At 63.1% G+C, this 13,027-nt stretch carries 10 protein-coding genes; 6 read left to right on the forward strand and 4 right to left on the reverse strand.

From position 1 onward, the window contains the following. The first annotated feature begins 32 nt into the window (after positions 1 to 32). On the forward strand, positions 33 to 779 hold the full coding sequence (locus ACO07W_RS15125) for an SDR family oxidoreductase (RefSeq protein ID WP_421844374.1): 747 nt from the start codon (positions 33 to 35) through the stop codon (positions 777 to 779). A 26-nt stretch (positions 780 to 805) separates the two neighbouring features. On the opposite strand, the gene pgi is transcribed toward ACO07W_RS15125, so the two are convergent. Further along, positions 806 to 2,470, reverse strand: coding sequence for a glucose-6-phosphate isomerase (gene pgi / locus ACO07W_RS15130; RefSeq protein WP_421844376.1), 1,665 nt, complete (start codon positions 2,468 to 2,470; stop codon positions 806 to 808). Between the two features lie 281 nt (positions 2,471 to 2,751). Next, entirely contained in the window at positions 2,752 to 3,069 is a 318-nt protein-coding gene (locus ACO07W_RS15135) for a chorismate mutase (protein ID WP_421844378.1), read from the reverse strand. 418 nt (positions 3,070 to 3,487) lie between these two features. Between ACO07W_RS15135 and pcrA the strand changes: the two genes are divergently transcribed. Further along, a complete protein-coding gene (pcrA, locus tag ACO07W_RS15140) occupies positions 3,488 to 5,824 on the forward strand; it encodes a DNA helicase PcrA (protein WP_421844380.1) in 2,337 nt (778 codons plus the stop codon). Between the two features lie 127 nt (positions 5,825 to 5,951). Here pcrA and ACO07W_RS15145 read toward each other — a convergent pair whose 3' ends face one another. Then, on the reverse strand, positions 5,952 to 6,971 hold the full coding sequence (locus ACO07W_RS15145) for a M23 family metallopeptidase (RefSeq protein WP_421844382.1): 1,020 nt from the start codon (positions 6,969 to 6,971) through the stop codon (positions 5,952 to 5,954). A gap of 269 nt (positions 6,972 to 7,240) precedes the next feature. Between ACO07W_RS15145 and sucC the strand changes: the two genes are divergently transcribed. Both sucC and sucD read left to right on the forward strand, forming a co-directional pair. Continuing rightward, positions 7,241 to 8,422, forward strand: a complete 1,182-nt coding sequence (gene sucC, locus ACO07W_RS15150) for an ADP-forming succinate--CoA ligase subunit beta (RefSeq protein ID WP_421844384.1) — start codon at positions 7,241 to 7,243, stop codon at positions 8,420 to 8,422. 12 nt (positions 8,423 to 8,434) lie between these two features. Further along, the gene (sucD, locus tag ACO07W_RS15155) at positions 8,435 to 9,349 is read left to right on the forward strand and encodes a succinate--CoA ligase subunit alpha (protein WP_421844386.1); all 915 of its coding nucleotides are present in this window, start codon (positions 8,435 to 8,437) and stop codon (positions 9,347 to 9,349) included. A gap of 142 nt (positions 9,350 to 9,491) precedes the next feature. On the opposite strand, the gene ACO07W_RS15160 is transcribed toward sucD, so the two are convergent. Then, on the reverse strand, positions 9,492 to 10,340 hold the full coding sequence (locus tag ACO07W_RS15160) for an LLM class F420-dependent oxidoreductase (RefSeq protein WP_421844388.1): 849 nt from the start codon (positions 10,338 to 10,340) through the stop codon (positions 9,492 to 9,494). 271 nt (positions 10,341 to 10,611) lie between these two features. Here ACO07W_RS15160 and ACO07W_RS15165 point away from each other — a divergent pair, with 271 nt between their 5' ends. Together ACO07W_RS15165 and ACO07W_RS15170 are read left to right on the forward strand one after the other, a co-directional pair. After that, positions 10,612 to 11,538: a DUF5336 domain-containing protein gene (locus ACO07W_RS15165; RefSeq protein WP_421844390.1), complete on the forward strand. Its 927-nt coding sequence runs from the start codon at positions 10,612 to 10,614 to the stop codon at positions 11,536 to 11,538. 42 nt (positions 11,539 to 11,580) lie between these two features. Beyond that, a complete protein-coding gene (locus tag ACO07W_RS15170) occupies positions 11,581 to 13,005 on the forward strand; it encodes a DUF6350 family protein (protein WP_421844392.1) in 1,425 nt (474 codons plus the stop codon). The last annotated feature ends 22 nt before the right edge of the window (positions 13,006 to 13,027 follow it).

Consider the following 13,027-nt stretch of genomic DNA (forward strand, 5'->3'; position numbering starts at 1 on the left):
AACGTTGGTGGCCTGGTCGATATGCTGCCCGGGTGACTCGCCAGAAAATCCTCATCACCGGTGCCAGCTCGGGCTTGGGTGCCGGAATGGCCCGGGCTTTCGCCGCCAAGGGGCGTGACCTGGCGTTGTGCGCTCGCCGCACCGATCGGCTGAATGAACTGAAAGCCGAACTTTCGCAACAGTATCCAGCAATCGCGGTCGCGGTCGCGGCGCTTGATGTCAATGACCATGAGCAGGTCCCGAAAGTTTTCGCCGAGTTGAGTGACCAGTTGGGCGGAATCGATCGTATTGTTGTCAACGCCGGCATCGGCAAGGGCGCCCGGCTGGGCTCAGGCAAGCTATGGGCGAACAAAGCGACGATCCAGACCAACTTGGTGGCCGCACTTGTACAGATCGAGACGGCGCTGGAGATGTTCACCAATGCTGGCTCGGGTCACCTGGTGCTTATCTCCTCGGTGCTTAGCGCAAGAGGGGTACCGGGGCTCAAAGCCGCATACGCCGCGAGCAAAGCCGGATTGAGCTCGCTGGGCGAATCGCTGCGTGCTGAATACGGGAAAGGTCCCATCAAGATCTCGGTGATGGAACCGGGCTACATCGAGTCGGAGATGACTGCCAAAGCACAGAGCACGATGTTGATGGTGGACACTGATTCTGGCGTCAAGGCACTCGTGGCTGCCATTGAGCGCGAGCCCGGTCGGGCTGCGGTGCCGTGGTGGCCGTGGGCGCCGGTGGTGCAGTTAATGCGGATGCTGCCGCAGGTGGCAAAACGGTTCGCGTAGGGCTCTCACGCTGTCGGTGTACACCGTCAGCACACACGCCCCCGCTCGGTGCGGTAGCGACGTACCAGGACATCTGTCGAGCTGTCCGACTGAGACGCCGGCGAGGTGGCGCCGGTGATCACTGGAAGCAGCGCCTTAGCCTGAGTCTTGCCCAGTTCCACACCCCATTGGTCGAACGAGTCGATACCCCAGATCACGCCCTCGGTGAACACCTGGTGTTCGTAAAGGGCGATCAGTTGACCCAGCACCGAAGGTGTGAGTCGGTTTGCCAGAATTGACGTGGATGGACGATTGCCGGGCATCACTTTGTGCGGAATTACGGCGGCTGGGGTGCCCTCGGCAGCAATCTCCTCTGCTGTCTTGCCGAAGGCGAGTACCTGGGTTTGGGCAAAGAAGTTGCTCATCAATAGATCGTGCATGCTGCCGGTGCCCTCAGCGGTCGGCAGGTCGTCGAGGGGTTGGCTGAACCCGATGAAATCGGCCGGCACCAACCGGGTGCCTTGATGCAGGAGTTGATAGAACGCATGTTGGCCGTTGGTTCCCGGTTCACCCCAATAAACTTCACCGGTTTCGGTGTTAACCGCTGTGCCGTCAGCACGCACCGATTTGCCGTTGGATTCCATGGCTAGCTGCTGCAGATAGGCGGCAAAACGAGCCAGGTCGTTGGAGTACGGCAACACGGCGCGCGATTGCGCACCTAAGAAGTTGGAGTACCACACTCCGATCAGGCCGAGCACTACCGGCGCGTTTGATTCCAGCGGAGCGGTCTTGAAATGTTGATCAACGATGTGGAACCCGGCCAGGAAGTCGGCGAAGGCCTCGCGGCCGACGACGGCCATTATCGACAGCCCAATGGCTGAATCGACCGAATAGCGCCCACCGACCCAATCCCAGAAACCGAACATGTTGTCGGTGTTGATTCCGAAGTCGTCGACGAGGCGGCGATTGGTGGAGACCGCGACGAAGTGCCTAGACACGGCGGCATCGCCGAGTTGGTCGGTGAGCCAGCGCCGGGCGGCTGTGGCATTGGTCAAGGTCTCCAGCGTGGAGAACGTCTTCGACGCAACGATGAAAAGCGTTGTCGCAGGATCTAAGTCGGCCAAGGTCGCGGTAAGGTCGGCGGGGTCGACGTTGGAGACGAAGCGTGCCGAAATCCCTGCGTCGGCGTAGTGGCGCAGTGCCTGGCACGCCATCACCGGACCGAGATCTGAACCGCCGATACCGATGTTGACAACGGTACTGATCCGCTTGCCGGTGGCACCGGTCCATTCGCCGCTGCGGAGCCGGTCGGTGAAGTCGCCCATCGCGTCGAGCACGCCGTGCACTTCGGCGACAACATTGCGTCCGTCGACGATCAGTTCGACGTCGCGTGGCAGCCGCAGCGCGGTGTGCAGCACCGCGCGATCCTCCGAGGTATTGATGTGTTCGCCGGCCAACATCTGGTCGCGGCGTTGTTCAAGGTTGGCCGCCTGCGCCAGATCGATGAGCAGTCGCAGCGTTTCGCGAGTGATGCGGTGCTTGCTGTAGTCGATATAGAGGTCGCCGACCGTGACAGCGAGCTCGCCGCCGCGATCTGGGTCGTCGGCGAAGAACTGCCGTAGATGGGTTTCCCCGACCTTCTCGTGGTGGCTGCGCAGGGCGGCCCACGCCGACGTGGCGGTGATATCGGGAATGGAGTGCACGGAGGTCATGGTTCGACCCTAATCCGGCCTAGTGGACCCCGTCTGGCAGAGCGGGCTGGGCCAGCTAGACCGCACCGAGCAGGCGGAGAGATCGGGCATTATGGAGTGCGACTGCGCGCCCAATATTCCCAGGTGCGGGTGCAATGTAGCGCCGCCGCGGCGACCGCCAGCCGGTGCCGAGAGAAACCCGTTGCTTTCACATTGCCCGCCTGGGCCTTGCGGTGACTATTCGGGCGGAATTGACCGCGGCATTGCGGGAATCTGTGGTAGGCGGTGGCGGTCTTGGGCGATTAGTGACCGAGCCGGCCCCGTCCTAGTCGCAGCAGCAGCATCGCCAGATCCTTGCCGTCGGGGCCCAGCTCGCTGTAGCGCTCGATCACCTTCATCTCGCGGTTGTGCACCAGCCGAGTGCCGCCCGATGCCATTCGGACTTTGCCGATCGCCTGGGATACTTCGGTGCGGCGTTTTACCGCGGCGAGAATTTCTTTGTCTAGTCGGTCGATTTCTTTGCGCAGCTCGTCAATGTTGGTGAGCGATTGGCCATCGATCATTTCGGTCTTCATCTCTTGTGACTCCGCGTTCTCGTGATGTGGGGATTCTGGTCTCATCCGGTATCGGGCCTCACACAAGAGACGAGCCCCGAATCCAGAAGCGGACCACGGGGCTCTGCGAAAGTCGCTAGACCACGGGCACCGCTGTCGGGTACCCGTAGAAAAATCGGCTCTGCGCTTTAAGCACAAACTGAGTGTGCCACCTCGGGCCACGTCTATGCAAAGTCTGGCGCATCGTGCGAGGGGGGCGGAGAGTGGCCCGAACCGGCGCGGGCTCCCGTGCTCAACGGTTGACGCGGCGACGGTTGTGGGTACCGGCCTAGACGGTCTGGGGTCATCGCAGGCGGCGCCGACTTGGGCGATGGTGCCACCAGGCGAGTTCGCAGCCGCGCAAAGTGCCGTAGTAGCAGGCAACGGCGAATACGGTGACACAGCCGGTGGGGTCGTCGCCGAGCGGCGGTAGGTTTGGACGGAAATGAGTGTGCACACGACCGACGCAAAGCCCGAAGCCGATCGACTGCTGGATGGGCTTAACCCGCAACAGCGCCGTGCGGTGGTTCACGAGGGCTCGCCGCTGCTGATCGTCGCGGGCGCGGGCTCGGGTAAGACGGCGGTGTTGACGCGGCGGATCGCGCATCTGATTGCCGGCCGTGGGGCCGGCGTTGGTCAGATCTTGGCGATCACCTTCACCAACAAGGCCGCTGCTGAAATGCGTGAGCGGGTGGTGCGGCTGGTCGGGACTCGCGCTCGCCACATGTGGGTGTCGACGTTTCACTCCAGCTGCGTGCGCATCCTGCGGAACCAGGCAACGTTGATCGATGGGCTCAACTCCAACTTCTCAATCTACGACGCCGACGATTCGCGACGTCTGTTGCAGATGATCGGTCGGGACATGGGTCTGGATATCAAACGGTATTCGCCCCGGTTGCTGGCCAACGCGATCTCCAACCTCAAGAACGAGTTGATTGACCCGCAACGCGCATTGGCTGACCTTTCCGATGATGCAGACGACCTGGCGCGCACCGTTGCATCGGTTTATGGCGAATATCAGCGGCGGTTGCGTGCCGCAAATGCGCTGGACTTCGATGATCTCATCGGGGAGACCGTGGCGGTGTTGCAGGCATTCCCGGAGATCGCCCAATACTATCGGCGGCGGTTCCGGCACGTCCTGGTCGATGAATACCAAGACACCAATCACGCCCAGTACGTACTGGTGCGGGAACTGGTCGGCCGTGGCGCGCGAGATTCGCAAGCTTCGCCAGACGACGTGCAGCCGGCAGACCTGTGCGTGGTCGGCGATGCCGACCAGTCGATCTACGCTTTCCGCGGCGCCACCATTCGCAATATCGAAGACTTCGAACGCGATTATCCGGACGCCACAACAATTTTGCTGGAACAGAACTACCGCTCGACCCAGAACATTCTGTCGGCTGCGAATTCTGTAATCGCGCGCAATTCCGGACGCCGCGAGAAGCGCTTATGGACCGACGCAGGTGAGGGTGAGCGGATTGTCGGCTACGTCGCCGACAACGAGCACGACGAGGCTCGGTTCGTAGCCGAAGAGATCGATGCACTCGCGGTGCGCGGCGACATCAGCTACAACGATGTGGCGGTCTTCTACCGCACCAACAACTCGTCGCGGTCGCTGGAAGAAGTGTTCATACGCGCCGGCATTCCGTACAAGGTTGTTGGGGGAGTCCGTTTCTACGAGCGCAAAGAGATCCGCGACATCGTCGCCTACTTGCGGGTGTTGGACAATCCAGGCGACGCGGTCAGCATGCGGCGCATTCTCAACACCCCACGTCGTGGCATCGGTGACCGGGCTGAGGCCACCGTGTCGGTGTATGCGGAGAATACTGGCGCCAGCTTCGCCGATGCGCTTGCGGCCGCGGCGGCAGGCAAAGTGCCGACGCTGAACAGCCGCGCGCAAAACGCTATCGCGGGCTTCGTCGAGTTGCTTGATCAGCTGCGTAGTTGCCGCGACGGCGACCTCGGTGAGCTGATTGAGGCGGTGCTGGAGCGCAGCAGATACCGCAGCGAGCTGGAGTCGTCCACCGATCCGCAGGAACTGGCTCGACTGGATAATCTCAACGAACTGGTCAGTGTTGCACACGAATTCAGTATCGATCGCGATAATGCCGTCGCCGAAGCGCTGGACAGTCAGGGTATTCCGGAGGATGAGGACGCGCCGGATACCAGCACGCTGGCCGCATTCCTGGAACGGGTCTCTCTAGTCGCTGATGCCGACGAGATCCCCGAGGACGGTTCCGGCTTGGTCACAATGATGACGTTGCACACCGCCAAGGGTTTGGAATTCCCAGTGGTATTCGTGACCGGTTGGGAGGACGGCATGTTCCCGCATATGCGAGCGCTGGACGATCCTACCGAGCTTTCCGAGGAGCGGCGGCTGGCTTACGTGGGTATCACCCGGGCCCGGCAACGGCTCTACGTGAGCAGGGCCATCGTTCGGTCTTCTTGGGGCCAGCCGATGCTCAATCCGGAATCCCGTTTTCTGCGGGAAATTCCCCAGGAGCTCATCGACTGGCGGCGCACAGCGCCCGCGCCGTCATTCAGCGCGCCGGTGAGTGCCGGCCGCTTTGGTACGTCGCGCCCATCGCCGACGAGATCGGGAGCGGGCAAGCGTCCGCCGTTGGTGTTGCAGGCCGGAGACCGGGTGACACACGACAAGTACGGCCTGGGGCGTGTTGAAGAAGTCTCCGGAGTCGGAGAATCGGCGATGTCGCTGATCGACTTCGGTAGTTCTGGGCGAGTGAAGCTGATGCACAACCACGCTCCGATCGCGAAGCTGTAGCACGTTGAGCGCGAGCAGGGCGGCTACGGCACCGACCACGCGGTAGCGCGGAGTGGGCCTACCGAGATGCGGGTGGTCGCAGAATAGACGTCGCGGGTTACGGGCGTCGTTCTGTGTTGGCCGTTCGTCAACCGCAGTAGTCGCCGACTTCCAAGCCTCGTTTGGCGAGCCACGGCACCGGGTCGATCCTCTTTGTGCCGCCCAACAGCACCTCAAAATGCAGATGAGGGCCAGTAGAGAAGCCGCGGTTACCCATGGTGGCTATCTGGTCACCGGCCATCACCCGTTCCCCGACGTCGACCAAAGCGGAGTTGATGTGGCCGTAGAGAGTTACGGTGCCGTCGGCGTGGCGCAGCTTGACCCACATGCCGTAGCCGGCGGTCGGGCCCGCGGCTATTACCAAGCCATCGGACACCGCACGAATAGGAGTTCCCATCGAGTTGGCGATGTCGATGCCCGCGTGCAGTGCACCCCAGCGATACCCGAAGTTGGAGGTGAAGATCCCTTTGGTCGGCATGACATAGAGCGGTTGCTGCAGCCGGGCCTCGCGTTGTGCACGCTCCTCGGCGAACGCCATTCCGCGGGCGAACTCGGCGTTGTGGACTGCGACGTTTGCTGCCGGCTGGGCGGCGATGACCTGGGCGCCCCGGGGCGTGTGGGTGCTCGACTCTCCGATTAGCGTCGACGACTGAGCCGTTAAAACGGTGTCGATGCCGTGGGTATCGGTCCCACTGGTGGCGGCATGTGCAGCCGCTGCTGCCGCGCCGGCGGCCATTGCCGAAACCAGCACCCGTCCACGCACCGCACTGGTCGGCTGCTTGCGATGTTGCCCTCCGCGCCGATGCGCTGCGCGGGACTCGGTGGTCGCCGAACCTATGACTTCGGTGGCGTCGTCACGCCATCTGGGTGCACCGCTGGCGGATTTGGCGCGGGCCCGGAGTTCGGCAGGCGACGGCAGCCGCGCTTCGTCGTCGAAGTTCAGGCCTTCGCCGAAGTCTGAGTAATCAAGGTCGTCGAAGTTGTCGAAGTCGTCCAACGGCAAGATTTCGGTAACTTCGTTTTCCTCGCGGCGGGCTTGCGGCCAACCATCGAGGGTTGGGCGAGCCGCCGCTGAGGAAGAACTGCGGGCAAAACGATGCTGGGGCAAGTTGAACTGTCCTCGTATCGTGACCGTAACGTTATCCGGACCTTGAGACCGTATCTACAAAGGGATGGACTGGCAACTGTGTCACACCGTGTCAGATTGTGACCTGTCTCACGAATCGAATCGACCTCCGTTGGGTGACCTGAACCACATGGGTAGATGCGCGCGTGAACCGCATTTTGCGTGTCGATACAGTTCGTCCGGACGTGTTGCCGAATGCGGCACCGCCACCCTGCAGGCCTAGTAACAAGCCAAGCGAAGACAGTGAGCCCATGGACCTTTTCGAGTATCAAGCGAAAGAACTGTTCGCCAAACACAATGTGCCCAGCACGGTAGGACGAGTTACCGACAGCGCCGAAGGCGCTCGGGCCATCGCAGCGGAGATCGGTCTCCCGGTGATGGTCAAAGCTCAGGTCAAAGCCGGTGGCCGTGGCAAGGCGGGCGGAGTGAAGTACGCGGCCGACGCCAACGAGGCCTACGAACACGCCAAGAACATTCTGGGCCTCGATATCAAGGGTCACATCGTCAAGAAGTTGTTGGTTGCCGAAGCAAGCGAGATCGCCGAGGAGTACTACTGCTCCTTCCTGCTGGACCGGGCCAACCGGACCTACCTGGCGATGTGTTCGGTCGAAGGCGGGATGGAGATCGAAGAGGTAGCGGCTACCAAGCCCGACAGGCTCGCCAAGATCGCAGTAGATGCGGTTAAGGGAGTTGACTTGGCATTCGCGCGCTCGATCGCGGAACAAGGCCATCTGCCGGTCGAAGTGCTCGACGCCGCTGCCGTCACTATCGCCAAGTTGTGGGAGCTCTTCGTCTCCGAGGACGCCACCCTGGTCGAGGTCAATCCGCTGGTGCGTACGCCGTCCAGCGGGGCGGGCGACCCGGGCAAGATCCTGGCGCTAGACGGCAAGGTGACCCTCGACGCCAACGCCGACTTCCGTCAGCCCGGCCACGCTGAGTTCGAGGATCGCGCGGCCACAGACCCGCTTGAGTTGAAGGCAAAAGAGCATGACCTCAACTACGTGAAACTGAGCGGCCAGGTGGGCATTATCGGCAATGGCGCCGGCCTGGTGATGTCTACGCTCGACGTCGTCGCGTACGCCGGCGAGAAGCACAACGGAGTGAAGCCAGCCAATTTTCTGGATATCGGCGGCGGCGCTTCAGCGGAGGTCATGGCTGCCGGCCTGGACGTGGTGTTGGGCGACGACGAGGTCAAGAGCGTCTTTGTCAATGTGTTCGGTGGCATCACCGCCTGCGACGCCGTAGCGACCGGGATCGTCAAAGCATTGGAAATCCTGGGCGACGAGGCCAACAAGCCACTGGTGGTCCGGTTGGACGGCAACAACGTCGACGAGGGCCGGCGCATCCTGGCCGAAGCCAACCACCCGCTGGTCACGTTGGTGCCGACGATGGACGAGGCCGCAGACAAAGCGGCTCAGCTGGCGAGCGCCTGAGAGGACTTCGATATGTCGATCTTTCTGAATAAGAACAACAAGGTCATCGTCCAGGGCATCACCGGTAGCGAGGCCACAGTTCACACCGCGCGCATGCTCAAAGCGGGTACCCAGATCGTTGGCGGTGTGAACGCGCGCAAGGCGGGCACCACCGTCACCCATGAGGACAAGGGCGGCAGACTGATCAAGCTGCCGGTGTTTGGCAGCGTCGCCGAAGCGATGGAAAAAACCGGTGCCGATGTCTCGATCATCTTCGTGCCGCCGAAGTTCGCCAAGGACGCGATGATCGAGGCCATTGATGCTGGAATACCGCTACTTGTCGTCATCACCGAGGGCATCCCGGTGCAGGACAGCGCATATGCGTGGGCCTACAACCAAGAAAAGGGCGGCAGCACCGGCCCCGCTACCCGCATGATCGGGCCCAATTGCCCGGGCATCATCACCCCGGGCGAGGCGTTGGTGGGTATCACTCCGGCCAATATCACGGGAACCGGCCCGGTCGGCTTGGTGTCCAAGTCGGGCACGCTGACCTATCAGATGATGTTCGAGCTGCGCGATTTTGGGTTCTCCACCTCAATTGGTATCGGTGGTGACCCGGTGATCGGCACCACTCACATCGATGCCATTGAAGCCTTCGAGAAGGATCCCGATACCAAGCTCATCGTGATGATCGGTGAGATCGGGGGTGACGCGGAGGAGCGCGCGGCCGACTTTATCAAGGCCAATGTGTCCAAGCCGGTTGTTGGCTATGTCGCCGGGTTTACCGCTCCGGAAGGCAAGACGATGGGCCACGCTGGCGCGATTGTGTCCGGCTCGTCGGGCACCGCGGCCGCCAAGAAGGAGGCTCTTGAGGCGGCCGGGGTCAAGGTTGGCAAGACGCCGTCGGAAACGGCTGCGCTGGCCCGGGAGATCCTGCAAAGCCTGTAAGACTGCAGGACGGCCGATACCGACCACGTCCGTGCGGAGCCCCGCTAGATGTTCCGCGACACCTCGACGACGCACACGACACGCCGTGCGCGGTCGCAGCCTGTGAGGTTTCACAACCGCTAAAGCAGCATGCGCGGGTGGTTCACGCCAAATTGGCGAGTTTGCCGGCCAGCCGTTCGACGTAGGCGCCAATTTCGCTCTCGGATCGGTCGGGCAGGCCGAAGAGCACCTCGGTCACGCCGAGTTCAGCCCATCGTGCCAGCTTCTCGGGCACGGGTTTGAAGTCCAGTGCCACGATTTGAGGTGCCCCCGCGCGGTCGGCGGCCGCCCAGGTGTCTTGTAGCAACTTGACTGGCTCATCGATGTCGAAGTCGCGCGGAGTAGTGATCCAGCCGTCGGCGCTGCGGGCGATCCACTTGAAGTTCTTTTCGGTGCCGGCCGCGCCCACCAATACCGGAACGTGTGACTGAACGGGCTTGGGCCATGCCCAGCTGGGTCCGAAGTTGACGAATTCGCCGCTGTACGAGGCTTCCTCCTGGGTCCACAAGGCGCGCATCGCCTCCAGGTATTCGCGCAACATGGTCCGACGCCGCCCGGGCGGTACGCCATGGTTGGTGAGCTCGTCGGTGTTCCAGCCGAAGCCAACACCCAGGCTGACCCGCCCACCGGACAAATGGTCCAGGGTGGCAATGCTTTTCGCCAACGTGATCGGGTCATGCTCCACCGGCAACGCTACCGCCGTGGACAACCGCACTCGCGACGTGACCGCGCAGGCCGCACCCAGACTCACCCAGGGGTCCAGGGTGCGCATGTAGCGATCGTCGGGTAGCGATGTGTCGCCCGTCGTCGGGTGGGCCGCCTCACGTTTGATCGGGATGTGGGTATGTTCGGGGACGTAGAAGGTGTGAAAACCGTGGTTGTCGGCGAGCTTGGCGGCTGCCGCCGGGGAGATGCCGCGGTCGCTGGTGAAAAGCACGAGCCCGTAGTCCATGCCCAGAATTAGAACGTGTTACACCTATGCCGAGCAAGCTGCCATGGTGGCGCGATAGCGGCGAAATCAGTGGCACCCTGACCGACGTCGGTGGCGCTGCAAAGCAGTCGCGCCGGCAAGGCGCCGGGTCCGTGCGCTAGCGTGGTTGGTCGGATCGCATCGCAACGTCGGCGCCGCCAGGGTGCCACTGGGTACGGCGCGGTGCGCCAGGTAGCGCAACGTCGCACTGCAACCGTGGCGCCGCGACGGTTTGGAAGCAACAGGAGGAGCAATGACCTACTCTCCCGGCAGCCCCGGATATCCCCCCGCTCAGCCGGGCAGCTCCCCAGGGGGACCCACACCGTCGTTCGCCAAGGACGACAACGCGTCAAGCAAGCTCGTCTTGTACTTGGCCGTTGCGGTGACCGCATTCGGCGTCGCGGCGTACCTGGCGAGTTTTGGTCCGATGTTCACCCTGAGCTCCGAACTCGGCGGGGGCGCTGGTGAACACATCGGTGACAGCGGAATAGCCGTCGCCCTCACCCTCCTGGCGGGTCTGCTTGCCGGTCTGAGTTTGTTGCCCAAGGCGAAGAATCATGTGGCGGTGGTGGCAGCGATTGCGGTGCTGGGTTCCCTGCTTGTGATCGCTGAGACGATCAACGTGCCCAGCGGTTTCTCGATCGCCTGGGGATTGTGGTTCCTGTTGGTCTTCAGTGTGTTCCAGGCAGTTGCTGCCGTCGTCGCGGTCTTGTTGGACGCGGGCGTTATCGCTGCGCCGGCAGCACGCCCCAAATTCGACCCGTACGGCCAGTACGGCCAGTACGGCCCGTACGGCCAGTACGGGACCGCGCCAAGCGGCTACTACGGCCAGCCGGCTGCACAGCAGCCCGCGAGCCACCAGTCACACAGCGCGCAGCACGCGTCGCAGCCTGCTGGGTACGGGTCGCAGTACGGCGGCTATTCGTCGAGCCCGAGCGCCGGTCCGTCGGCCGGTGGATTCGGTGGTCAGCCCGCCCCGCCATCGGCGCCCCAGCAAATGCAGCAGGGGCCCTCGACCCCGCCCACCGGATTCCCAAGCTTCAGCCCACCACCGCCGGTCAACGCCGGGTCAGGATCTGAAGCTGGTTCAGCGCCGGTCAGCTTCGCAGACCCGGGCGCAGGCCAGCACACCCATGGTCACGGTCAGCAGTCGCCGTCATCGGGACCGGCGCCGGCCTAATCGGGCGATCTCCGCCTCGTTGGGCGCCTGCGCGAAGAAGTGATGCGAGTGGAGGAGAATCGGGCCGCAGGGGCGCGTCAGGCGCGTGACCTCGTAAGGGTCGCGTTTGGCCCCGCAGGGATGGCGTTGGTCATAATCGCCGCCGTCATATTGCTTCAGTTGCTGATCGCCAATAGCGACATGACCGGCGCTTTAGGTGCAATCGCCAGCATGTGGCTCGGCGTGCACCGAGTTCCCATCTCTATTGGGGGCCGCGAACTAGGCGTGATGCCGCTGTTGCCCATCCTTTTGATGGTGTGGGGGACCGCGCGCAGCACCGCACGTGCCACAGCCCCACACTCATCATGGCTGGTGGTTCGCTGGGTCGTCGCGTCGGCGGTGGGTGGGCCGTTATTGATGGCGGCGATTGCGCTGGCCGTCATCCACGACGCCTCCTCGGTGATCACCGAGCTGCAAACCCCCAGTGCGCTGCGCGCGTTCACCAGCGTGCTCATGGTGCATGCCGCTGGGGCCGCGTTTGGAGTGGGTTCCCGAGTGGGGCGACGGGCGCTGGCCGCCTCGTCGGTGCCCGACTGGGTGGAAGATTCGGTGCGGGCGGCGGCCGCCGGCGTGTTGGCGTTGCTCGGGCTTTCCGGCCTGGTGACTGCGGCGTCGTTGGTTGTGCATTGGGCGACGATGCAAGAGCTGTATGGGATCACCGGTTCGATATTCGGTCAGTTCAGTCTCACCGTGCTGTCGGTGCTCTATGTGCCCAATGTCATTGTCGGCACCGCCGCCATCGCGGTCGGTTCCAGCGCGCACATTGGTTTTGCGACGTTTAGTTCGTTCACGGTTTTCGGTGGCGATATCCCGGCACTGCCGGTCCTTGCCGCGGCTCCGACGCCGCCGCTGGGGCCGGTGTGGGTTGCGTTGCTGATCGTCGGTGCTTCGTCCGGTGTGGCAGTGGGGCAGCAGTGCGCTCGGCGCGCACTGCCGTTTCTTCCCGCGATGGCCAAACTGCTGGTTGCGGCGGTTGTCGGGGCAATAATGATGGTGCTGCTCGGATACGGCGCCGGCGGCAGCCTGGGTAACTTCGGCGACGTCGGTGTCGACAAGAGCGCCTTGGCCGGTGGCGTCTTCTTCTGGTTTATTGCTGTCGGTTGGGTCACGGTGATGATGGCCGGCGGTATCAACCGGCGTCCGAAACGGCCCAAGCCCGCGTCGACCGGGCCAGTCGATGTGGACGCCGATCAGCCCACTGTGCCGGTGGAGTCTGATGCCGGGGCCGGTGGCGAGCTGTCTGACGATAGTTCCGCAGCCGATGACGTCCCGCGTGGCGGAGAAGAGGTCGGTGTCGGCAGCGAGGCCTGTGACGACACCGACGACGACCCGCAGCCCCAAGGGGCGGTCGAAGAAGAAACTGCCGACGAAACCTCGGAAGAAATTTCGGGAGAGTCCGTGGGAAACGAGCCGCCGGGCCAGACGTGACTCGGTGTTGTTAGCTGCCCAC

The sequence above is a fragment of the Mycobacterium sp. genome (assembly GCF_965230835.1).
In the GTDB taxonomy this organism is placed as follows: domain Bacteria; phylum Actinomycetota; class Actinomycetes; order Mycobacteriales; family Mycobacteriaceae; genus Mycobacterium.

Coding starts and splice junctions, on each gene's coding strand:
- pgi (WP_421844376.1), bottom strand. CDS start 2,470: ATGACCTCCGTGCACTCCATTCCCGATATCACCGCCACGTCGGCGTGG.
- ACO07W_RS15135 (WP_421844378.1), bottom strand. CDS start 3,069: ATGAGACCAGAATCCCCACATCACGAGAACGCGGAGTCACAAGAGATG.
- pcrA (WP_421844380.1), top strand. CDS start 3,488: ATGAGTGTGCACACGACCGACGCAAAGCCCGAAGCCGATCGACTGCTG.
- sucC (WP_421844384.1), top strand. CDS start 7,241: ATGGACCTTTTCGAGTATCAAGCGAAAGAACTGTTCGCCAAACACAAT.
- sucD (WP_421844386.1), top strand. CDS start 8,435: ATGTCGATCTTTCTGAATAAGAACAACAAGGTCATCGTCCAGGGCATC.
- ACO07W_RS15160 (WP_421844388.1), bottom strand. CDS start 10,340: ATGGACTACGGGCTCGTGCTTTTCACCAGCGACCGCGGCATCTCCCCG.
- ACO07W_RS15165 (WP_421844390.1), top strand. CDS start 10,612: ATGACCTACTCTCCCGGCAGCCCCGGATATCCCCCCGCTCAGCCGGGC.
- ACO07W_RS15170 (WP_421844392.1), top strand. CDS start 11,581: ATGCGAGTGGAGGAGAATCGGGCCGCAGGGGCGCGTCAGGCGCGTGAC.